The sequence below is a fragment of the Clostridium sp. OM05-5BH genome (assembly GCF_003481505.1).
Taxonomy (GTDB): Bacteria; Bacillota; Clostridia; order Lachnospirales; family Lachnospiraceae; genus Otoolea; species Otoolea fessa.
In genome coordinates, this window is sequence record NZ_QULJ01000003.1 from 142,792 (window position 1) to 164,541 (window position 21,750).

The 21,750-nt window shown below is 50.2% G+C and carries 21 protein-coding genes; all 21 read left to right on the forward strand.

Annotation, left to right across the window (positions count from 1 at the left end; all coding sequences use genetic code 11):
• Positions 1-17: 17 nt before the first annotated feature.
• The 21 genes from miaA (at position 18) to DXB70_RS05455 (ending at position 21,519) form a co-directional block, all read left to right on the forward strand.
• Positions 18-1,001 carry a tRNA (adenosine(37)-N6)-dimethylallyltransferase MiaA gene (gene miaA, locus DXB70_RS05355; protein ID WP_118672821.1) on the forward strand — a complete coding sequence of 328 codons (984 nt, stop codon included), beginning with the start codon at positions 18-20 and terminating at the stop codon, positions 999-1,001.
• Positions 1,002-1,242: 241 nt separating this feature from the next.
• Entirely contained in the window at positions 1,243-2,541 is a 1,299-nt protein-coding gene (locus DXB70_RS05360; protein ID WP_117795348.1) for a methionine gamma-lyase family protein, read from the forward strand.
• A 135-nt stretch (positions 2,542-2,676) separates the two neighbouring features.
• On the forward strand, positions 2,677-2,931 hold the full coding sequence (locus tag DXB70_RS05365) for a DUF4321 domain-containing protein (RefSeq protein WP_106999848.1): 255 nt from the start codon (positions 2,677-2,679) through the stop codon (positions 2,929-2,931).
• Positions 2,932-2,998: 67 nt separating this feature from the next.
• On the forward strand, positions 2,999-3,745 hold the full coding sequence (gene radC, locus DXB70_RS05370) for a DNA repair protein RadC (RefSeq protein ID WP_118472324.1): 747 nt from the start codon (positions 2,999-3,001) through the stop codon (positions 3,743-3,745).
• Positions 3,742-4,596 (forward strand): rod shape-determining protein MreC, encoded by an 855-nt coding sequence (gene mreC, locus DXB70_RS05375; protein ID WP_106999850.1) that lies wholly within the window; start codon positions 3,742-3,744, stop codon positions 4,594-4,596. The genes radC and mreC overlap by 4 nt, the downstream gene beginning before the upstream one ends.
• Entirely contained in the window at positions 4,577-5,095 is a 519-nt protein-coding gene (gene mreD / locus DXB70_RS05380; RefSeq protein WP_022359512.1) for a rod shape-determining protein MreD, read from the forward strand. The genes mreC and mreD overlap by 20 nt, the downstream gene beginning before the upstream one ends.
• Positions 5,088-7,988: a penicillin-binding transpeptidase domain-containing protein gene (locus tag DXB70_RS05385; RefSeq protein ID WP_118672822.1), complete on the forward strand. Its 2,901-nt coding sequence runs from the start codon at positions 5,088-5,090 to the stop codon at positions 7,986-7,988. Before mreD ends, DXB70_RS05385 begins: the two co-directional genes overlap by 8 nt.
• Before the next feature lie 14 nt (positions 7,989-8,002).
• Positions 8,003-8,668 carry a septum site-determining protein MinC gene (locus tag DXB70_RS05390; RefSeq protein WP_118672823.1) on the forward strand — a complete coding sequence of 222 codons (666 nt, stop codon included), beginning with the start codon at positions 8,003-8,005 and terminating at the stop codon, positions 8,666-8,668.
• 84 nt (positions 8,669-8,752) lie between these two features.
• Positions 8,753-9,544 (forward strand): septum site-determining protein MinD, encoded by a 792-nt coding sequence (gene minD, locus DXB70_RS05395; RefSeq protein ID WP_022359515.1) that lies wholly within the window; start codon positions 8,753-8,755, stop codon positions 9,542-9,544.
• Positions 9,545-9,555: 11 nt separating this feature from the next.
• Positions 9,556-9,855 (forward strand): cell division topological specificity factor MinE, encoded by a 300-nt coding sequence (locus DXB70_RS05400; protein ID WP_022359516.1) that lies wholly within the window; start codon positions 9,556-9,558, stop codon positions 9,853-9,855.
• A gap of 28 nt (positions 9,856-9,883) precedes the next feature.
• A complete protein-coding gene (locus DXB70_RS05405) occupies positions 9,884-10,960 on the forward strand; it encodes an FtsW/RodA/SpoVE family cell cycle protein (RefSeq protein ID WP_347559592.1) in 1,077 nt (358 codons plus the stop codon).
• Positions 10,961-11,042: 82 nt separating this feature from the next.
• Positions 11,043-11,438, forward strand: coding sequence for a methylglyoxal synthase (locus DXB70_RS05410; RefSeq protein ID WP_022359519.1), 396 nt, complete (start codon positions 11,043-11,045; stop codon positions 11,436-11,438).
• Positions 11,435-12,412 carry a serine hydrolase gene (locus DXB70_RS05415; protein ID WP_181986192.1) on the forward strand — a complete coding sequence of 326 codons (978 nt, stop codon included), beginning with the start codon at positions 11,435-11,437 and terminating at the stop codon, positions 12,410-12,412. The genes DXB70_RS05410 and DXB70_RS05415 overlap by 4 nt, the downstream gene beginning before the upstream one ends.
• An 87-nt stretch (positions 12,413-12,499) precedes the next feature.
• Entirely contained in the window at positions 12,500-12,919 is a 420-nt protein-coding gene (locus DXB70_RS05420) for a hypothetical protein (RefSeq protein ID WP_022359521.1), read from the forward strand.
• A 411-nt stretch (positions 12,920-13,330) separates the two neighbouring features.
• Positions 13,331-14,572: an aminopeptidase P N-terminal domain-containing protein gene (locus DXB70_RS05425; protein ID WP_118672825.1), complete on the forward strand. Its 1,242-nt coding sequence runs from the start codon at positions 13,331-13,333 to the stop codon at positions 14,570-14,572.
• A gap of 2 nt (positions 14,573-14,574) precedes the next feature.
• Positions 14,575-15,636, forward strand: a complete 1,062-nt coding sequence (locus tag DXB70_RS05430) for a Xaa-Pro peptidase family protein (RefSeq protein WP_118672826.1) — start codon at positions 14,575-14,577, stop codon at positions 15,634-15,636.
• Between the two features lie 24 nt (positions 15,637-15,660).
• On the forward strand, positions 15,661-17,322 hold the full coding sequence (locus tag DXB70_RS05435) for a peptide ABC transporter substrate-binding protein (RefSeq protein WP_118472331.1): 1,662 nt from the start codon (positions 15,661-15,663) through the stop codon (positions 17,320-17,322).
• Between the two features lie 194 nt (positions 17,323-17,516).
• A complete protein-coding gene (locus tag DXB70_RS05440) occupies positions 17,517-18,437 on the forward strand; it encodes an ABC transporter permease (RefSeq protein WP_117795360.1) in 921 nt (306 codons plus the stop codon).
• A gap of 8 nt (positions 18,438-18,445) precedes the next feature.
• Entirely contained in the window at positions 18,446-19,456 is a 1,011-nt protein-coding gene (locus DXB70_RS05445) for an ABC transporter permease (protein ID WP_227589504.1), read from the forward strand.
• Between the two features lie 13 nt (positions 19,457-19,469).
• Positions 19,470-20,561 (forward strand): ABC transporter ATP-binding protein, encoded by a 1,092-nt coding sequence (locus tag DXB70_RS05450; protein WP_118293701.1) that lies wholly within the window; start codon positions 19,470-19,472, stop codon positions 20,559-20,561.
• The gene (locus DXB70_RS05455; RefSeq protein ID WP_118672827.1) at positions 20,545-21,519 is read left to right on the forward strand and encodes an oligopeptide/dipeptide ABC transporter ATP-binding protein; all 975 of its coding nucleotides are present in this window, start codon (positions 20,545-20,547) and stop codon (positions 21,517-21,519) included. Before DXB70_RS05450 ends, DXB70_RS05455 begins: the two co-directional genes overlap by 17 nt.
• Positions 21,520-21,750 lie beyond the last annotated feature (231 nt).

A 21,750-nucleotide genomic window follows, 5' to 3' on the forward strand; every position in this document is an offset into this window, starting at 1 on the left:
AAAGGAGAGAAAGTCTTATGGGAAATCTGGAACAAGCGGCTGAAAAAAAGCCCCTGATTGTCCTGACCGGACCGACAGCAGTCGGAAAAACGGCGCTGTCCATTCAGCTTGCCAGGCGGATCGGCGGCGAGATCATCAGCGCGGATTCGATGCAGGTGTACCGCCACATGGATATCGGTACGGCAAAGATACGCCTGGAGGAGATGGACGGTGTGCCGCACCATCTGATCGATATTTTAGAGCCGACTGAGGATTTCAATGTCGTGCGGTTTCAGGCGCTTGCCCGCGCGGCGGCGGAAGATATTTACAGCCGCGGAAAAATTCCGATCGTGGCAGGTGGAACCGGCTTTTATATTCAGGCACTGCTCAATGATATTGATTTCACCCAGATCGACGAAAATACGCAGTTTCGGGAGGAGATGGAACGCCTGGCAGCCGAACAGGGGGCGGAAGTCCTGCATGAGCGCCTGCGGGCGGTCGATCCAGAATCGGCGGAGGCGATCCACGCAAACAATGTAAAACGTGTGATCCGCGCGCTGGAATATTATGAGCAGACGGGCGAGAAGATTTCTGCCCACAATGAGGCGGAGCGGGCAAAGACTTCACCGTACCATTTCTTCTATTATGTATTAAATACCGATCGGACGGTTCTTTATGAGCGGATCGAGAAGCGGATCGATGAGATGATGGAAGAGGGACTGGTCGAGGAAGTGAGGCAGCTGCAGGCGATGGGCTGCAGGCGTGATTCAGTGGCGATGCAGGGACTTGGATATAAAGAAATTCTGGCATATTTAAATGGCGAAATGTCATTGGAGACAGCGGTCAATATCCTGAAACGCGATACGCGCCATTTTGCGAAACGTCAGCTTACCTGGTTCCGGCGGGAACGCGACGTGCGTTTCTTATATTTGCCGGAATTTGATAATGACTGGGAACGCGTGCTGGAACATATTCTGCAGGAATTAGCGGCGGAAGCGGGTATTATGGAGTGTGATTCATAAGATGGATGGAACACTCTAAATTATAAGTTGTAAAAATCAAGAAAAGTTAAAGAAACAAAAAAAGAATTATAGAATAACCGTAACTGTTCAGTAGGTCTGCGCATTTACTGCGCTGACCGTACGAAAACATGGGTCAGCAGGCAAAAATCCCATTGCCGTAGGCAATTTTTAATGGATTTTTGCGCGTGACTGTGAAGGTACTGAACAGTTACGAATAACCGACAACAGGAAAGGAAGCACCATGGAGTTAGAGAAAATGTATGGCGACCTCGGTATTTCGAAAGAAGTGCTTGAATATGGAGCCAGAATCGAAGCGGCTCTGGAAGACCGTTTCACAGAGATCGATGGCAATGCAGAGTACAATCAGTTAAAGGTAATCGCTGCGATGCAGAAAAACCGCGTCAGCGATATTCATTTTTCCGGTACAACCGGATATGGTTACAACGACCTCGGACGTGAGACGCTGGAACAGGTATATGCGGATGTATTCCACACTGAGGACGCGCTGGTGCGCCCGCAGATCGTGTGCGGAACGCACGCGCTCTACACGGCATTAGCCGGAAACCTGCGCCCGGGCGACGAGCTGCTTTCGCCGGTGGGAAAACCGTATGATACTCTGGAGGAAGTGATCGGCATCCGCGAGTCCAACGGTTCCCTGCGGGAGTACGGCATTTCATACCGTCAGGTTGACCTGCTGCCGGACGGAACCTTCGATTACGACGGCATCCGCGCGGCGATCAACGAGAAGACAAAACTGGTAACCATCCAGCGTTCCAAGGGATACGCATCCCGTCCAACCCTCTCGGCAGAGCAGATCGGTGAACTGATTGCATTTGTTAAATCCATCAAACCGGAAGTGATCTGTATGGTAGACAACTGCTATGGCGAATTCGTTGAGCGGATCGAACCGAGCGATCTCGGTGCGGACATGGTAGTCGGTTCCCTGATTAAAAACCCGGGCGGCGGACTGGCGCCGATCGGCGGCTATATCGCCGGAACCAGACAGTGCATCGAAAATGCAGCGTACCGCCTTGGTTCTCCGGGACTCGGACGGGAGGTCGGCGCCAGTCTTGGCGTCAACCAGTCCTTCTTCCAGGGACTTTTCCTGGCACCGACCGTTGTATCCGGCGCATTAAAGGGAGCTATCTTTGCGGCAAACGTCTATGAGCGCCTGGGCTTTGATGTGGTTCCAAACAGCACGGAGCCGCGCTATGATATCATTCAGGCGATCACGTTTGGAAAACCGGAGGGTGTTATTGCGTTCTGCCAGGGCATTCAGGCGGCGGCGCCGGTTGACAGCTATGTATCGCCGGAACCGTGGGATATGCCGGGGTATGATTCCCAGGTTATTATGGCAGCAGGTGCCTTTATCCAGGGATCCTCGATAGAGCTTTCCGCGGATGGTCCGATCAAACCGCCGTACAGCGTATTCTTCCAGGGCGGACTGACCTGGTACCATGCGAAGTTAGGCATTTTAATGTCCCTGCAGAAGCTTCTGGATGCAGGCATAGTAAAACCTGAGCAGCTCAAAATCGACTAGAAATGACGTTTTTTGAATGATTTTGTAATTAATTTTAAGAAAACTTTAAAAAAAAATCTGCCGGACTGCCTATACACATTCCGGCAGTTTGTGCTAAGATAATAAAGATTATAGAAAGGGACGGTATTCGGTATCATGAATCGAGCAAAAAATTTCTGGATTCTGCTGCTGCTTCTGATGACAGGGATTGTGTTAGGTGGATTTATCGGAAATATGGCATCCGGCGTCAGGGGACTGTCGTGGCTGAATTACGGACAATCCTTTGGTCTGATGGATCCGGTTGTTCTTGATTTAGGAATCCTGGTTATCACGTTTGGTCTGTCAATCCGGGTGACGATGGCGAGCATCATCGGCGTTGTCATTGCACTGATCGCATATCGTCTGATTTAATCAAAGAATCCCTCCAGGCGGGAATGGCTTTCTGTATGCAGAGGAGAGGCACGCAGGAGGACAATCAATGAAAAAAGAAACAGAGAAACCAGTAAAAAGTTCTGAACCGACCGCTGGATGGCGTCTTACCATGAAAGATATCCCTGAAAAAGACCGCCCCTACGAAAAATGTGAGAGGGAGGGAGTTGGGGCACTGACGGACGCCGAGCTTTTAGCGATCCTTATCCGGACCGGAAACCGGCAGGAGTCGGCACTTTCTCTGGCAACCCGGATTCTGGCGCAGGCGCAGCCGCCGGGGATTTTAGGGCTTTTGCATCTGACTCTTCCAGAACTGATGGAGCAGAAAGGAATCGGCAGAGTCAAGGGAATCGAACTTTTGTGTGTGGGAGAACTGTCACAGCGGATCTGGCGCACCTTGACGCTTTCAGAAGCGCCTGCGTTTACGGCGCCGGAGGCGATCGCCGCTTTTTATATGGAGGAAATGCGTCACAAAGAGCAGGAAGAGATGCACCTGATGATCCTCAATACGAAGCAGAAGCTAATTCGGGATATCCTGCTGTTTCGGGGAACCTTCAATCACTCTCCGGCATCTCCGAGGGAGATATTTATCGAGGCGCTGCGCTATCATGCAGCCAGCATCGTTTTAGTACATAATCATCCGAGCGGGGATCCTACCCCCAGTGCGGAGGATCGGCGGACGACCGTCCGGATTCAGGAGGCGGGCGCTATGCTGGGAATCCGGCTTTTGGATCATGTGATTATCGGCGAACAAGCCTATTTTAGTTTCAAAGAACGGGGAATACTATCATTATGAAAAACAGCAAGTATATTCTGGCAGGTATGTCAGCCTTCTGTCTTGTGCTGATTACAGCAACGTCTATCAAATCAAGCTTTCTGATGCCGCTTCGGACGGGTGTCGGTTTTGTTCTGGTACCGCTGCAGTCAGGCGTCAACGCGATTGGCACAGGTCTCTACAATGCGCTTGAAAATTTTTCCTCCCTGCGGGAGGCGCAGGAGGAGAACAAAAATCTCCAGATGCGTCTGGATCAGATGGTGGAAGAGAACAACCGCTTGCAGTCGGAGCTTTACGAGTTAGACCGTCTCAGAGAGCTGTATCAGCTTGATCAGGAATATATGCAGTATAAAAAAATAGCCGCCCGTGTCATTGCAAAGGACTCTGGAAACTGGTTTCAGGTATTCCGGATCGACAAGGGAGCGGACGATGGCATCCAGGAAGATATGAACGTCATGGCAGGCGGCGGACTGGTCGGTATTGTAACCGATGTCGGGGCAAACTATGCAACTGTCCGCGCGATCATCGATGATGACAGCAACGTCAGCGGCATGTCCCTGCGGACCGGCGATACCTGTAATGTATCCGGCAACCTGACGCTTTACCAGGATGGACGGCTGGGACTTGACCATATCAAGAAAGAGGCAGATATCCAGGAGGGCGACAAGATCGTGACCTCCAACATCAGTGATATTTTCCTGCCGGGCATTCTCATCGGTTATGCCTCCGGGCTGACGACCGATGCCAACAACGTAACCAAATCCGGTACAATCATTCCGGTTGCAGATTTTGATAACCTGCAGGAGGTACTGGTAATCACCCAGCTGAAAAATGGGGATGGAGGCGACAATAATGCGGAAGCTGCTGATTAACCTTGTCATGCTGATTCTGGCATTCACGATCCAGATCTGCGTGTTCCCACAGATCGCCTTCTTATCTTCGGCTCCGAACCTGCTGCTGATTGTGGTGTTTGTGTGCAGCTTCATTGAGGGGCGCGAGCGGGGGATGTTCTACGGGCTGGTGGCAGGTCTTTTTATGGATCTGTTTTACAGTGGACCATTTGGCTTTTATACACTGTTTTTCATCAATCTGGGGTATGTCAGTGGAATCTGCAACAAGTATTATTATGAAGACTACATCACGCTGCCGCTGCTTTTGAGTCTGGCAAGTGATTTAATCTATAACCTGTACATCTATGTATTCCGGTTCCTGATACGGAATCGTCTGAATTTTGGGCATTATCTGGTCTCCATCATTATCCCGGAGATCATATTTACCACGGTTACGACGCTTGTCGTATACCGGTTTTTCCTTTTTATCAACCGGAAACTGAAAGAATGGGAACAAAGGAGAGATTCGAACATTGTTTGATGACCTGAAAGAATATCTGCGAGAATGGTTCAAAAAAGTGATTACCTCCCGGCTTTTTGTCCTGGCGGTTGTGTTCTGCCTGATGTCGTCCGCATTGGTGATGCGGTTGTTCAACCTGCAGATCATCAAGGGCGAAGAGTATCAGGATGCATATACAGCGATGACGGAAAAAGTCATAAAGACTGCCAGCACGCGGGGTAATATCTACGATCGGAACGGCAATGTGCTGGCGTACAACGAACTGGCATACGACGTTACCATACAGGATACCGGTGCGTACAAGACGGATGCACAGTGGAACACGATGCTCTACGATCTGGTATCGATCTTGAATAAACACGGTGAGAGCGCACAGACCAGTTTAGAGCTTACGCTCGATCACGATGGAAATGTCGTGTATACCTCCGAGACACAGTCCGGACGCAAGCGATTCCTGCGTGATTATTATGGTCTTAAAAATGTGGATGAGATGGACGATTCAGATGGAAAATACCCGTCCGACATTTCAGCGCCAGATCTGCTGGAGCGGATGAAAAAGGAGTACCATCTGACACTCGGTGACGATAAGAACCGGGACGGGCGCCCGCTTGACAAAGACGGCAATCCGATCGATGTTTCGGATGAGGTGGCGCTGCAGATCGTCGGCATCCGCTACACGATGCGTTTTACCGCGTTCCAGAAGTACGAATCGACAACGATCGCGACGGATATCAGCGATGAGACCGTTGCAGACATTTTAGAGCACGCAGCCGATCTGGTGGGCGTCAATATACAGGAATCGACGATCCGTGTGTACAATGAAAGCCTCTACTTTGCGCCGATCATTGGATATACGGGAAAAGTAACGAGCGAACGTCTGGAGGAGTTAAAGGCGGTCAACGATGACTATGAGTTAAATGATGTAGTAGGCCGTACCGGCATCGAATCCTCGATGGAGCTGGAATTAAAGGGTAAGAAAGGTTCCCAGACGGCATATGTAGATAACGTCGGAAGAATCCTAAGCGTGACCGGGGAAGTCGCACCGGTGGCAGGCAACGATATCTGGCTGACCCTCGATCTGAACCTTCAGAAGGGTATTTACCACATTCTGGAGAAGCAGCTGGCGGGCGTCTTGTTAAAGACGATTGTCAACCAGGATGAGAAAGATATCGCTTATATCGATTCTTCCAGTATTAAGATACCGATCAAGAAGGCATACTTCCAGCTGATCAACAACAACGTCCTCTCGATTGACAATTTCGCTTCCGAAGAGGCATCCGATGTGGAACAGCAGATTTATCAGAAGTACGAGAGCTCACGCGTGCGGATTGAACAGGAACTGCGGGGCGAACTGCAGTCTGAAAATGCAACGCCGATGAACGCGCTTTCAGAGGAAATGCAGGCATATATGCAGTATATCTATTCGTATCTTTCTTCCAGCAACAAGGCGATTGTCCAGCGTGATGCGATCGATACGTCCAGTGACATGTATCAGGCGTGGAAGAACGGTACGATCAGTCTGCGGGAATACTTATATTATGGAATTGCCAACAACTGGATCGATACGACGAAGCTGGACATCCAGAGCCGGTATTCGAATGCGGACGATGTCTTCACGGCACTGCTGGACGACTGTTTCCGCGATCTGGAACAGGATCCGGCATTCGAGAAACTGATTTATCAGTATTTAATCAATAACAATGTTGTGACTGGGCGCGAGCTCTGTATGGCGCTCTATTCCCAGAATGTGCTTGCATACGATGAGAATGAGGTCAACCTGCTGCGTGTCAGCGGGGAAGAATATGCGTACCAGTTCCTGATGAATAAGATCCGCAATATTGAGATCACACCGGCGCAGCTGGCACTTGACCCGTGTACGGCGAGCTGTGTCGTGACGAGCGCGAAGACTGGCGAGGTGCTGGCACTGGTATCTTATCCAAGCTATGACAACAACCGGATTTCGGACAGCACCTATTTTGCCCAGCTAAATGCCGATCAGTCGCTGCCGCTGCGAAACAATGCGACGCAGACACTGAAAGCACCAGGCTCCACCTTCAAGCCGATCACGGCGATTGCAGGTCTGGAAGAGGGGGCAATCACGCTTTCTGATATGATTAACTGTACCGGTATTTATGAGGAAGTCAGCAATCCGATCCGATGCTGGAAATATCCGGGCTTCCACGGACCGTTAAATGTCGTGGGAGGCATCGAAAATTCCTGTAACTATTTCTCCTCGGAGGTGGCGCACCGCCTGTCCACAGAGGCAGATGGAAGCTACAAACCGGAGAAAGGTCTGGAGACGCTGAAAAAATACGCGACCATGTTCGGTTTGGACCGGACTTCGGGTATTGAAATCTCGGAGGCGACGCCGTCTATCAGTGATACCGATCCGGAGCGTTCCAGTATGGGACAGGGTACGCACCAGTTTGCGAGCGTGCAGCTTGCCCGCTATGTGACGGCGCTTGCCAACCGCGGCACGGTCTATGATCTGAGCTTGATTGATAAGGAGACGGATTCCCAGGGTAATCTGGTCAAGGATTATTCGCCGGCTGTGGCGTCAACCCTTGATTTCCAGACAAGCACCTGGGATGCAGTCCAACAAGGTATGCGCCAGGTAGTTACCAACAGTTCGACCAAGCGTGTGTTTGATGGTCTGGACGTACACGTGGCCGGTAAGACCGGTACGGCGCAGGAGTCCCAGAAACGGGGCAACCACGCGTTCTTTATTTCGTTTGCACCGTATGAGAATCCGGAAATTTCGGTGACGGTCAGTATCCCGAATGGATATTCTTCTTCGAATGCAGCGATGGTGGCAAAACACGTATATCGTTACTTCTATGGCTATGCGAGTCTGGATGATATCCTGAATTCAGGAGCATTGGATGCGTCCAATGAACGAATCAATGGAGATTAAGAGGTGATGGAACTATGAAAAGTTCCGTAGTAATAAAGGGATGTAAGTCCGGTATGACGGTAATTCTGAATCCGAACACCCCCTTTGAACAGTTACTGGAGGATGTAGGGAAAAAGTTTAAAGAAAGTGAAAAATTCTGGGGATCCGCCCAGATGACGCTGACCCTGGAGGGGAGAGAACTGACCCCAATCGAGGAACTGCAGGTGACGGATGCGATTACCGCCAATTCCCAGATAGAGATTCTCTGTCTGCTGGATACTGACGCTAACCGCATCGCCCGCTGTGAAAAGGCGCTGACCGAGCGGCTGATGGAGCTGACTGCCCGGACGGGACAATTTTATAAGGGTAATTTATCCCGGGGCGATCTGCTGGAATCCGATGCGAGCATCGTGATCATCGGGGATGTGGAGCGCGGCGCGCGTGTCAGCGCACGGGGCAATATCGTCGTTCTTGGCACGCTGGCGGGTTCCGCCCATGCTGGGGCGGCGGGAAGTGAGGACGCGGTGATCACCGCGCTGGAGATGTCGCCGATGCACCTTCGGATTGCTGATCTGACAGCCAAAACGCGCAGCCAGGGTAAAAAGATGGGGCGCGGACCGATGATTGCATCGGTATCCGGTGGAAACATTGACGTAGAATCGGTCAAAAAAAGTTTTTTAGATTATTTTCATTTTATTTAGCGTATTTAATGGATTTAAGACTGGAATTATTCTACTTTTTAGAGTAGAATAAAATGGTAAAACAGAATACAGGAGGATGTTCCTATGAGCGAAGTTATCGTTATTACTTCCGGAAAAGGAGGCGTCGGCAAAACGACAACCTCAGCGAACGTCGGCACCGGGCTTGCCATGCTTGGCAAACGGGTGGTTCTCATCGACACCGATATCGGTCTGAGAAACCTGGATGTCGTCATGGGACTGGAAAACCGGATTATCTACAATCTGGTCGATGTGATCGAGGGAAACTGCCGGATGAAGCAGGCGCTGATTCGAGACAAAAGATATCCTGACCTGTTCTTATTACCTTCCGCCCAGACGCGGGACAAGTCGTCCGTGAGTCCGGGGCAGATGATAAAATTAGTAGAAGACTTAAGAGAAGAGTTTGATTACATACTGCTTGACTGTCCCGCCGGGATTGAGCAGGGCTTTCGCAATGCGATCGCCGGGGCGGACCGGGCGCTGATTGTCACGACACCGGAGGTATCCGCGATAAGGGATGCTGACCGGATCATCGGACTTTTAGAAGCATCCGGGGTCGGGCGTATGGACCTGATCATCAACCGGATCCGGAGCGATATGGTGCGCCGGGGCGATATGATGTCGGTGGATGATGTGATGGATATTCTGTCTGTCCCTGTGATTGGCACAGTCCCGGACGATGAGGATATCGTTATATCCACGAATCAGGGCGAACCGCTGGTCGGCATGAATGGATATGCCGGGCAGGCATATTTAAACATATGCAAACGAATACTTGGAGAATCGGTACCATTTATACAGCTTGATGCGTCTCCGGGCTTCTGGTCCCGGATATCCGGCTTCCTCAAACGTGCATAGGAGGGGACGCTATGATTCTGATTGCAGAACTGTTTACGAAAAAGAATTCCGGCGAGATAGCCAGAAAGCGTTTAAAACACCTTCTGACTGCCGATCGGGCGGGCTGTTCGCCGGAACTTCTGGATCTGATTCGCGCAGATTTCCTGAGGAGCGTGTCACGTTATCTGGAGATTGATCCGGGGGATGTGACACTCCGGATTCTGAGGACATCCTCAGAACAGCCGGCGGAGGTATTCCCGGCGGTCTGTGCGTCGGTACCGGTTCTTACTTTAAGGAGCCATTTACAGCATGATATTCGATTACCAATTTAGAAATTACAACTTTCGAGCCCTCATTTATATGATTCTGCTGAGTGTTCTCGGCATTTTGGTTGTCGGGAGCGCCAGCAATCAGGACCGTTCCTCTGTGATAAAACAGATTATCGGAGTGGTTGTATCCCTGATTATCTGTCTGGTTCTGTCTTTGATTGATTACCATCAGTATTTCCGGTTTACCACGCTTATCTATGTGGTCTGTGCCGGAATGCTGGCGGCAGTTCTTTTGTTTGGACGTACCACCAAGGGCGCGACCCGCTGGCTGCGGATCGGCGGGATTCAGATCCAGCCGTCCGAGTTTGTAAAGATCGGTCTGATCCTCATCCTGGCGAATTTTCTTTCCAGAAACCGGGAGAAAATCAATGAGCCAAAGACGTTGGGGATGACGGCGCTTATCTGTGTCCTTCCGGTCGGCATGGTATATTTACAGCCGAACCTTTCCACCACCATCGTCATCTGCTTCATGATTCTGTGCATGGTTTATGTAGCCGGTATCAGTTACAAATGGATTGCCGGTGCGGTGGCGGTCGGGGTACCTGGATTTGCGGTGCTTATCTATCTGTCGCTGCAGGGATTCATCCCGTTTCTCCAGAAATACCAGGCACAGCGTATCATGGGAAAGATTTTCCACAGCAGCAGTGAATTTACGGATCTGAACCGTCAGCAGGATAACTCCATGATGGCGATCGGCTCCGGGCAGCTACGCGGCAAGGGGCTTTTTAACAACACATTAAGCTCCGTCAAGAATGGAAATTTCCTCTCGGAGGAACAGACAGACTTTATCTTCGCTGTTATCGGAGAGGAACTTGGGTTTGTCGGCGGCGTGGCGGTCATTGCCCTCTATGCGCTGCTGGTGTATGAGTGCCTCTGGATTGCGGCGCGTGCAAAGGACACAGCTGGACGTCTGATTGCATCGGGCATGGCGGCGCTTCTGGCGTTCCAGAGTTTTGCCAACATTGCGGTAGCCACGGGAATCTTCCCGAACACGGGTCTTCCGCTTCCTTTCATAAGCTCCGGACTTAGTTCACTGCTCAGTATGTTTATCGGAATGGGAGTTGTTCTCAATGTTGGATTGCAACGAAATAACGTAACCGTTCAGTAAGTACATGCATGGACTGTGAAGCTGCATGGAAATTGAATTTTATGGTTATGAAAAATAGGAATCATTAAGGAGGCAGGTATAGATGTATATCGGGTTAATCGCACATGATGCGAAGAAAAAACTGATGCAGAACTTCTGTATCGCATATCGCGGCATCCTGAGCAAGCATGAACTCTATGCGACAGGAACGACAGGCCGCCTGATTGAGGAGGTTACGAATCTGACCCTCCATAAATATCTGCCGGGTCATCTGGGAGGTTCCCAGCAGCTCGGCGCACAGATCGAACACAATCAGATCGATCTGCTGATTTTCCTGCGCGATCCGTTGGCGCCGAAGCCGCATGAGCCAGATGTTAATGATGTTGTCCGTCTCTGTGATATTCACAATATCCCGATGGCGACAAACCTGGCGACGGCAGAGCTTCTCGTTAAGGCGCTTGACCGCGGCGATATGGAATGGCGGGAGATGTACAAATGAGAAAACAGACAATCGGACTTGCGGGTGCACTGATGCTTTGCGGTATCAGCATGCTGACCGGCTGTGGTGCCCGCGGTCTGGAACAGGCATATTCATTTCAAGAACGGGAAGCGCAGATGACGCCAGCGGCAGGTGCCGGGCTGGCGCCCTTTTTTGCCTCTTCTCTCTGCGTACCGGAATCTGCAGACGGCGATATTGCTCCAGATGATGCGGTGACGGCGCAGGCGGGCGCATTGTTTGATGTGACCGACTCCAGCGTTATATATGGTAAGAACATCTATGACCAGATGTACCCGGCGAGCATCACGAAGGTAATGACGGCGATCATCGCGATCGAGGAAGGCAATCTTTCCGATGCGGTGACGGCAAATGATGACGTCGTGATCCACGAGGCAGGCGCTTCGATGGCAGGCATCAAGCCGGGCGATACCTTTACGCTGGAGCAGCTTTTATACGGACTGATGATTCCGTCCGGCAACGATGCAGCCAATGCGATTGCGGATCATATCGCCGGAAGCACGGATGCGTTTGTGGAGAAGATGAATGCGAAAGCGAAGGAACTCGGTGCGACCCACACGCATTTTGTCAATGCAAATGGTCTGCACAGCACCGACCACTATACAACGGCATATGATCTCTATCTGATTTTCAACGAGGCGCTTAAACTGCCGCTGTTTTGTGAGATCATCAACGCGCAGTCTTATACAGCTGATTATACCGATGCAAATGGAGCCGCAAAACAGCAGGTCTGGAAGGTGGGCAACTGGTATCTGAAGGGAGACCGCGAGGCACCGGAGGGAGTGACTGTCTTAGGCGGCAAAACCGGCACCACACAGGCGGCTGGCTACTGCCTGATCATGGCGAGCGATGGGGACGATGGCAAGGAATATATATCGGTTGTGCTAAAATCTGCAAATCGTCCGTCACTTTATGACAATATGACGGAAATTTTGACTAAAATTTCAAATAAGTGATTGCAATATTTATAAATTTATACTATAATTATTTATACAATAAAAGATTTTACATACAACTTAAATAAACTCAAGGAGGAGATTGTTATGGTTCAGATCATCGCAGGAGCAAAGGGAAAAGGAAAAACTAAATATTTACTCGATATGGCGAACACGGCTGTCAAAGAAGCCAAGGGATCCGTTGTCTATCTGGATAAGAGTTCCAAACATATGTATGAGTTGAATAACCAGATTCGCCTTATCAATGTACAGGAATATCCGATTGATACCAGCGATGGATTTATCGGATTTATTTGTGGTATTATCTGCCAGGATCACGATCTGGAGCAGATGTATCTTGACAGCTTCCTGAAACTTGCCTGCCTCGAGGGAGCGGATATTGAAGAGACCTACAAGACGCTGGAGACCATCAGTGAGAAATATCATGTAAAATTCGTTTTAAGCATATCCATGAATGCAGCCGATCTTCCAGAGTGCGCGAAAGAAAGTGTTGTAGTATCTTTATAAGAGATTCAAAATGAACGAAACCGCAGCTGTCAGCGCAGGGCGGAGACAGGAGACTGTCCGATTCATCTGAAAAAGGAGAATTGGATGGTCTCTTTTTTTTCCTAATTTTCTAGTTTGGGCTCAAAACCATCTTTCCACATTTTCATTGAAATGCTTCTTTTGCAGGTACCACCTTTGGAAAAAAATAGATATGCTTTTACATTCTTTTCAAAATTGAAAGGATTTCCTATCATATATATGAAATTTTGCATTAAATGAAAAAATTACAAAATATACTGAAAAATAATTGTAAAATTTTGATTTATACGGTATAATGACACGTGTCGGGAGACAAAAGATTACGATACATCTATTTGTGAGATAGATACAAAAGTATACGGAAATCATTTAAAAGACAGGAAGGAAAATACTATGAATGCAGAATTTTACCAAGGGAACCGACAGCGGCTGTATGACAGCCTTCCGGATCACACCCTGCTTCTCCTGTTTTCCGGTTCTTCCATCCGAAAGACAGCCGATGAAAATTATCCGTTTTATGCCGATCGGAGTTTTCTCTATCTGACCGGCATTGGGCAGGAACACACAGTCCTGATGGCAGAGAAAGACGGAGAAGAGGTACAGGAAACACTTTACATACTTCCGCCGGATATGCTGGCAGAGCGGTGGACCGGGAAACGGTTCACACCGGAGGAGGCCAGGGCGCGATCCGGGGCCGCGCAGATCACATCGAGCGGCGAGTGGGAAAACCGTCTGAAACTTCTGATGCGGAGCGGACGGTTTGAGCGGATTGCGATGGATCTGTACCGGCACGATCCGGAGGATGCAGATACCGAGAGTATCCGGATGGCACGGAGACTTGGAAAGTGGTACCCGGCAGCCACACTCACGGATATTTCCCGTCAGATACGCCGCCAGCGCACCATCAAGCAGCCGTGTGAGATCGAGGCGATGCGGGAGGCAGTCAAGATTACGAGGGACGGCATTCTGGCGATGATGAAGGCATCAAAGCCGGGAATGTACGAATACCAGTATAAAGCTGAATTCGACTACGCACTGGCGCAGCACGGATGCCTTGCACCGGCATTTCCGAGTATCATTTCCGCGGGAGCCAATAATTTCTGTATTCACTATTATGAGTACACAGGGCAGGCGAAGGACGGCGATATGATTCTCAACGACGTAGGCGCCCAGTACGACCACCTCTTCAATGATGTATCGCGCGGCTGGCCGTGCAACGGAAAGTTTTCCGAACGGCAGCGACTTCTTTACACATGTGCATACCGGACCTCGCAGCACATGTTCTCCATCATCCGGCCGGGAATGAAGATGGCAGACGTGGATCGGCTGGCGAGGGAATACAATTTCGAACAGCTCAAAGCGATCGGCTTATGTGACCGGTATGAGGATGTCGGCAGATATATCTGGCACGGCGGCGCCCACCATGTTGGCTGGGACACACATGATCTGGTCGATGTCGATATCGTAGAGCCGGGTATGGTTTTCTGCGTGGATATCGGCATCTACTGCGAGGAATGGGGCATCGGCTTCCGCCTCGAGGATAACTGCCTGGTAACGGAGGATAGCTGTGAGAATCTGACAGCATCCATCCCCAGAACGATAGAAGAAATAGAATCAGTGATGGGAGGAGAGTAAGCATGGAACAGTTACTTGCGTATATGCAGAAAGAGCACCTGGATGGCATGTTCATCAGCCGCCCGGTCAATGTAAAGTATGTCAGCCATTATACCGGCGAAGATTCCTGGCTTTTTATCACGGAGCAGGAAAAATTCTTTCTGACAGATCCGCGCTACACCGAGCAGGTTTCCTATGAGTGCCCGGATTACACGATTTTGAACTGGAGAGATACCTATGGTTCCATCGGAAAGGCACTTGCCTACGCGGCGGGAAAGGTTGGAGCAAAGACGATCGGCTATGAAGCATCCCACCTGACCGTTGAACAGTACCAGAATCTCCAGTCGGAGGTAAAAGCAGAGCTGGTACCGGCGGACGGTATCATTGAGGAGTTCCGCTCCATCAAGAGGCCGGAAGAGATTGAGTGCCTGCGTATCTCCTGTGATATTGCTTCAAGGGCATATGAAAAGATCCAGAAGGATATCCGGGTCGGCATTACCGAGAAAGAGCTGGCGGCGCGTTTAAGCCTCTATATGGTTCTGGAGGGTGCGGATACACAGCCATACGGCAATATCCTCATCTCCGGTGCGAGAACGTCCCTGCTTCATGGAATCCCGTCTCAGAAAGCGATTGAGTACGGCGATCTGGTCCTGATGGATTATGGATGCCAGTATCACGGTTATTTGTCTGATATGACGCGTACCCTGGTAGTCGGACGCGCAACGCCGAAGCAGAAGGAAGTATACAGGATTGAGCAGCAGATGGTCGCCGCGGTGGAAGGATTCTTAAAAGACGGGGTTTCGGCATCAGATGCATATTATGAATCCACGAAGATCATCGAGGGGACCGAGTATTTTCCATATCACTACACAGGAATCGGACACGGCGTCGGCATGTTTGTCCATGAGATTCCATTTATGAGCCCTGTTTCTAAAAATATTGTGCATGCCAATAATGTCATGACCGTGGAACCGGGTATCTATATTCCAGGATGGGGCGGTATCCGCATCGAGGATCAGCTTCTCATCACGGAGACAGGCAATGAAAACCTGATCAGCGCCACCAAGGAACTGATTGAGCTTTAATAAAAAAGGACAAGGAGGAATATTATGAGAAAAAACAAACTACTTGCACTGGGATTAGCTGCACTGATGGCAGCGAGTGTAGCGGGCTGTTCCACTCCGAGCGCTTCGGTGGATGATACGAAGGCAGCTGAATCGGGAAGTGACAGTTCCCAGAGAGCAGCAGCGGGCGAAAAGATTTTCCGTTATTCCAACACGGCGGATATCGCGACGATTGACCCTGATAAGACAAACTCCGTAGCAGACGCGACCGTCTCCTATCATATCTATGATGGTCTGTACCGCAACGTACAGGGCGAGCTTCAGCCGGCAACCGCTGAGAGCTATGAAGTCAGCGATGATGGTCTCGTATATACTTTCAAACTCCGTCAGGATACAAAGTGGAGTGATGGACAGACTGTTACGGCTAAGGATTATGAGTACGGTATGAAGCGTCTCTGCGATCCGGCAGCAGCCTGCCCTGCCAGCTATCTGGGTGCTGTTTTAAAGAACGGTGCCAAGGTCAGTGAGGGTGAACTTCCGGTGGATGAACTGGGAGTCAAGGCACTGGATGACTTTACCCTGGAGATTACGCTTGAGAATCCGGCTGATTACTTTGTCAGCATGACAAGCATGAGTGCATTCATGCCGGTACGTGAAGACCTGGTTGAGAAATATGGCAATGAGTTCGGCGGAAGTGCCGATAAACAGGTTTACAATGGACCGTTCGTTGTAAGTGAATACAGTAACGGCAAGGTAGAACTGACGAAGAATCCAGATTACTATGACAATGAAAAGATCAGTCTGGACGGCGTTGAGATTCTGACCGTAGCCGATCAGACTACTGCTGTTTCGATGTTCGATGCAGGCGAGCTGGATCTGGCAGAGGTTCCAACCGAGCTGGCAGCGCAGTATGAGGGCAAGACACAGTCCTACTACAACGGCGCAGACGATTATGCGGCACTGAATCACCGGAATAAATATCTGGCAAACAAGAACCTGCGTCTGGCGATGAACTACGCAGTCAACCGTGAAGAGTACATTCTTCTGACCCACAATGGCTTATATCAGGCTAACCAGAGATATGTGCTTCCGCAGGTTCGCGGCGTGGACGGCGAGTACGGCACCGAGTATCCGTTAGAGGCATTCCCACTTCAGGGTGATATGGATAAGGCAAAAGAGTATCTGGATACGGCATTATCTGAATTAGGTCTTTCCAGTGCTTCTGATATTTCCCTGAAACTGGTTGTATCCGATTCTGACACAGCGAAGAAAGAGGCAGAGGTTGTTGCAAACCAGTGGAAGAACAACCTGGGTATCAACGTAGATATCAACATGGTTCCGTACGCAACGAAAAACGCACTCCTGGTTCCGGACAGTGATGAGTACGATATCATCATGAGCGGCTGGGCACCGGATTACTCTGACCCGTACAGCTACCTGGAGCTCTGGTACAGCACCTCCGGCTACAACTACTTAAATTACCACAGTGATGAATACGATAAGTACATCGACGCTTCCAAGACAACTTCCGGTAAAGAGCGTATGGACAATCTGTTCAATGCAGAGAAGACACTCCTGGAAGACGGCGCACTGGTAGCGCTTCAGTTAAGAGAGGTTCCGTATATGGTATCTGACCGTGTACAGAATCTGGGCGCATACTTTGTTGGACTGAACTATGACTATATGTATGTGGACATCACAAACTAATCCATCATCTATCCAAAACATATTGAAAAACCTTAGAAGATGATTGAAGCACCTGCGCTTCAGGATCCGGCAAAGCGGCTGGATTTCTGAAGCGCAGTACATATCCGGTGGCTGCCTGGCGGATGAATGAGCCGTAACCGGCGGCCGGAACAACCGGATTTGGGATGTTCCCGTAGTTAAAGGAGCGTGAACCTATGAAAAAATATATACTGAAGCGGGTGGGAATATCCATTGTGACTGTGTTTGTTCTCGTATCCGTTGTATTTTTCCTGGCAAGGCTGATGCCGGGCGGACCCTTCAATGATCCGAAAATGTCAGCAACCGCAAAGGCCAATTTAAGTGCCTACTACGGATTCGATAAACCTTTACTCCAGCAGTATCTGACATATCTGAATAATCTGATTCATGGAAATTTCGGTTTTTCTACCAAATATCCGAGCCGTACCGTCAATGACCTGTTAGCAGGCGCATTTCCGTATTCGGCAGACCTTGGTATCCGCGCATTATGTTTTGCGATTTCCTTTGGTCTTGTATTTGGTATTATTTCTGCATTAAACCGTGGCAATAAAATTGATTTAATCTTTGTGATTGTAGCTGTATTTGGTACAAGTGTCCCGGACTTTATCATGGGCGCGCTGCTGCAGCATTTCTTTGCAGTCAAATGGGGGCTGTTCCCGATCGCGCAGTACAAGGGCTTCGCCTACACGATCCTGCCGTCGATCGGACTGGGATTCTACACGATGGCATCCGTCTCGCGTATCATGCGTGCGAGTATGCTGGAGGTAGTCCAGCAGGATTACATCAAGACGGCGCGCTCGAAGGGCATTTCCAAGTTCCGTGTGACCTGGAAGCATCAGATCCGAAACGCGATCATGCCGGTTGTTACGATCCTCGGTCCGACGGTAGCAGCCGTTCTGACCGGTACATTTGTTATCGAGTCCCTGTTTGCTATCCCCGGCATGGGTAAATATTATGTTGAGAGTGTGCAGAACAACGATTACTCCCTGATCCTTGGCATGACGGCGTTTTACGGCACATTCCTGGTATTCTGCAACATGGTAGTTGATATTCTGTATGGCGTGATCGATCCGAGAGTGCGGATCGGCGGAAAGTAGGTGGCAGTATGGGTGAGATGAAAATGAAAGATGGAAATGTGCTGCCTTCTGAGAATTCCGGCGCAGCAGCAGGCACATCCGAAAACCTGACAGATGGACGCACGATTACCCGCGACAAGTTTGAGATGGTAGGTAAAAATATTGAAAAAATGGAATCGATCTCCCGACCAAGCCTGACCTTCTGGCAGGAGGCGTGGAGACGAATCCGGACAAATAAGGCGGCATATTTCAGTCTGATTCTGTTGATTGCATATGGACTGTTAGCGATCTTTGCACCGATGTTCAGCCACTACGGATTTGACCAGCAGGATGCCTACTCGATGAGCAAGGGGATTTCAGCAGCTCATTGGCTGGGAACCGACTCTCTGGGGCGTGACCTCTGGGTACGTGTCTGGATGGGCGCGCGTGTTTCTTTGACGATCGGTCTTCTGGCAGCCCTTTTAAATACTGTAATTGGTACAGTGCTGGGCGGTTTCTGCGGCTATTATGGCGGCAAGTTTGATATGATCGTCATGCGTATCATCGATGTTATTTATGGTATTCCATCCCTGATCGTCTGTATTTTGGTTATGGTAGTATTAGGTTCCGGCGTTAAGAGCTTAATCATTGCAATGGTTATTGTTGGATGGACGGGAACCTGCCGTTTTACCAGAGGCGAAGTATACCGCTTGAAAGAGCAGGATTTCGTACTGGCAGCCCGCGTCATGGGCGAGTCGGCGTTCACAATCATCGTGCGTGAGATCATCCCGAATATCATGGGTCTTCTGATCACAAACCTGACAATGGCAATCCCGAGCGCCATCTTCCAGGAGGCGTTCTTGAGTTATATCGGTCTCGGCATTTCCCCGCCGCAGGCAAGCTGGGGCGTTCTGGCAAAAGAGGGAACCCGTATGATGACGGCAGCGCCGCATATGCTGTACGTGCCGGCATTCTTTATCTGTACAACCGTACTGGCGCTCAACCAGCTCGGAAACGGTCTGCGGGATGCATTTGACCCGAGACTGAGAGGAACGGAATAGGAGGTAGGAGACAATGGCTAAAAATATATTGGAAATCAAGAATCTGACCTTTTCGTTCCATACATACGGCGGCGTGGTAAAATCCGTCCGGGATGTCAGTTTTAATGTACGCGAAGGCGAGATTCTTGGAATCGTAGGCGAGAGCGGATGCGGCAAGAGCGTTACCTCCCAGTGCATTTTAAAGCTCAACCCGGAGCCGCCGGGATTTTTTGAGGGCGGTTCGATCAAGTATAAAGGCGAGGAGATCATCACCAAGACAGACCGCGAGATGCGGAAAATCCGCGGTGTGGAGATTGGATTTATCTTTCAGGATCCGATGACCTCGTTAAACCCGACCATGACGGTTGGAAAACAGATCGAGGAGGTCTTTGTCGGACGGAAGGGGATGACCCGGGCAGAAGTCAGGGAACGGGCGCTGGAGATCCTGCGTCTGGTCGGCATTAATGAGCCGGAGCGCCGTTATAAGCAGTATCCGCATGAGCTGTCCGGCGGTATGAAACAGCGTGTCATGATCGCAATCGCGCTGGTTGGCAAGCCAAGCATCATCATCGCGGATGAGCCGACGACCTCGCTGGATGTAACAATCGAGGCACAGATCCTGGATCTTCTGAAGGAACTGCGCGATAAGATGAACACCTCGATTATCCTGATTACCCACGATCTCGGAGTTATCGCCAAGATGTGCGATCGCGTGCTTGTTATGTACGGCGGCAAGGTGGCTGAAAAAGGAACGGTTGATGAGATCTTCTATGAGACGGCACATCCGTACACGGCAGGTCTTATCAAATCAATCGCTACGCTGGATACCTCCAAGAATCAGAAGCTGGTGCCCATCGACGGAACGCCGCCGGATCTGTTCGCACCGCCGAAGGGATGTCCGTTTGCAGCGCGCTGTGAGTTTGCGATGAAGGTCTGTTATGAAGAACAGCCGGAATTTCACAGGCTTTCAGACGAACATACCTGTGCATGCTGGCTGCAGCATGAGTATGCGCCGAAGGTGGATATCATGAAGGGGCTTACTGAGGCACAGAAACAGGAAGAAGAGAAAAATGTTGCGGCACTGCCGGAAGAGAAACGGAGGGGACACCATGGCAAAACGAATTGATAGGAGCACACCCTTGTTTCAGGTCACCGATCTCTGCCAGTATTTCAATGTCGGCAGGGGTAAGGTGCTGAAAGCAGTCGATCACGTGCATTTTACGATTTATAAAGGGGAAACGTTGGGACTGGTAGGCGAGAGCGGATGCGGCAAGTCCACGACGGGACGGTGCCTGGTAAAGCTGTATGAGCCGGCAGCAGGCACGATCACCTATAAAGGAAAAGATATTTTTAAATACACCCGTGAAGAGGAAAAAGCATTCCGCAAGAATGTGCAGATGATCTTCCAGAATCCACATTCCTCCCTGAACCCGCGTATGACGGTCAAGGATATCATCGGTTCCGGCATGAAACTGCATGGACTGGCGACGGACAAGGATGTGGATCAGAAGGTAGAGGCGATCCTGAAGCGCGTCGGTCTGAACCGCGACCATATGTCCCGTTTCCCACATGAGTTTTCCGGCGGTCAGAAACAGAGAATTGGTATTGCCAGGGCATTAGCGGTCGAACCGGAGTTTGTAATCTGCGACGAGCCAATCTCCGCACTGGATGTTTCGATCCAGGCGCAGGTTTTAAATATGTTAAAAGAACTGCAGGAAGAAATGGGACTGACCTATCTCTTCATCGCACATGACTTGAGCGTCGTCAAATACATTTCCGACCGTGTTATCGTTATGTATCTGGGAACGATGGTTGAATTTGCCGATTCCGAAGAGCTGTATGCACATCCGCTGCATCCGTACACGCAGGTGCTTCTGTCCTCGATTCCGGTTGCGGATCCGAGGCTGGTGCGTGAGAAGAAGCGTATCATGGTTAAGGGCGAGATTCCAAGCCCGATCAACCCGAAGGACTGCTGCCGTTTTGCCGAGAGATGTCCGTATGCGACGGAGGAGTGCAGGGCGAAGCTGCCGGAACTCCGGGAAGTGACGCCGGGGCATTCTGTGGCTTGTCATATGGTAAAGTAAATTAAATAGATTCGTGAAGGCGTCGAAGCTGACGGGGACAGGACAGCCTGGCTTCTCAGACTTATCATTGTTCGCTTGCTTTCGCTACAGATGCTCGCCTGATGCGGACTTACATCTGCCTCATTCGGACATCTGTGCTCAAAATGCGTACAATTTGATAAGCTGAAAGCCAGACCGCCCTGTCCTCGTCAGCTTCTTAGTTTTTTGGCTAATTGAAGGAGTAATTGTAGA

Coding starts and splice junctions, on each gene's coding strand:
- mreD (WP_022359512.1), top strand. CDS start 4,577: ATGCGGAAGCTGCTGATTAACCTTGTCATGCTGATTCTGGCATTCACG.
- radC (WP_118472324.1), top strand. CDS start 2,999: ATGAAAAAAGAAACAGAGAAACCAGTAAAAAGTTCTGAACCGACCGCT.
- minD (WP_022359515.1), top strand. CDS start 8,753: ATGAGCGAAGTTATCGTTATTACTTCCGGAAAAGGAGGCGTCGGCAAA.
- DXB70_RS05405 (WP_347559592.1), top strand. CDS start 9,884: ATGATTCTGCTGAGTGTTCTCGGCATTTTGGTTGTCGGGAGCGCCAGC.
- DXB70_RS05430 (WP_118672826.1), top strand. CDS start 14,575: ATGGAACAGTTACTTGCGTATATGCAGAAAGAGCACCTGGATGGCATG.
- DXB70_RS05455 (WP_118672827.1), top strand. CDS start 20,545: ATGGCAAAACGAATTGATAGGAGCACACCCTTGTTTCAGGTCACCGAT.
- DXB70_RS05365 (WP_106999848.1), top strand. CDS start 2,677: ATGAATCGAGCAAAAAATTTCTGGATTCTGCTGCTGCTTCTGATGACA.
- DXB70_RS05410 (WP_022359519.1), top strand. CDS start 11,043: ATGTATATCGGGTTAATCGCACATGATGCGAAGAAAAAACTGATGCAG.
- DXB70_RS05440 (WP_117795360.1), top strand. CDS start 17,517: ATGAAAAAATATATACTGAAGCGGGTGGGAATATCCATTGTGACTGTG.
- DXB70_RS05420 (WP_022359521.1), top strand. CDS start 12,500: ATGGTTCAGATCATCGCAGGAGCAAAGGGAAAAGGAAAAACTAAATAT.
- mreC (WP_106999850.1), top strand. CDS start 3,742: ATGAAAAACAGCAAGTATATTCTGGCAGGTATGTCAGCCTTCTGTCTT.
- DXB70_RS05450 (WP_118293701.1), top strand. CDS start 19,470: ATGGCTAAAAATATATTGGAAATCAAGAATCTGACCTTTTCGTTCCAT.
- DXB70_RS05435 (WP_118472331.1), top strand. CDS start 15,661: ATGAGAAAAAACAAACTACTTGCACTGGGATTAGCTGCACTGATGGCA.
- miaA (WP_118672821.1), top strand. CDS start 18: ATGGGAAATCTGGAACAAGCGGCTGAAAAAAAGCCCCTGATTGTCCTG.
- DXB70_RS05400 (WP_022359516.1), top strand. CDS start 9,556: ATGATTCTGATTGCAGAACTGTTTACGAAAAAGAATTCCGGCGAGATA.
- DXB70_RS05445 (WP_227589504.1), top strand. CDS start 18,446: ATGGGTGAGATGAAAATGAAAGATGGAAATGTGCTGCCTTCTGAGAAT.
- DXB70_RS05425 (WP_118672825.1), top strand. CDS start 13,331: ATGAATGCAGAATTTTACCAAGGGAACCGACAGCGGCTGTATGACAGC.
- DXB70_RS05360 (WP_117795348.1), top strand. CDS start 1,243: ATGGAGTTAGAGAAAATGTATGGCGACCTCGGTATTTCGAAAGAAGTG.
- DXB70_RS05415 (WP_181986192.1), top strand. CDS start 11,435: ATGAGAAAACAGACAATCGGACTTGCGGGTGCACTGATGCTTTGCGGT.
- DXB70_RS05390 (WP_118672823.1), top strand. CDS start 8,003: ATGAAAAGTTCCGTAGTAATAAAGGGATGTAAGTCCGGTATGACGGTA.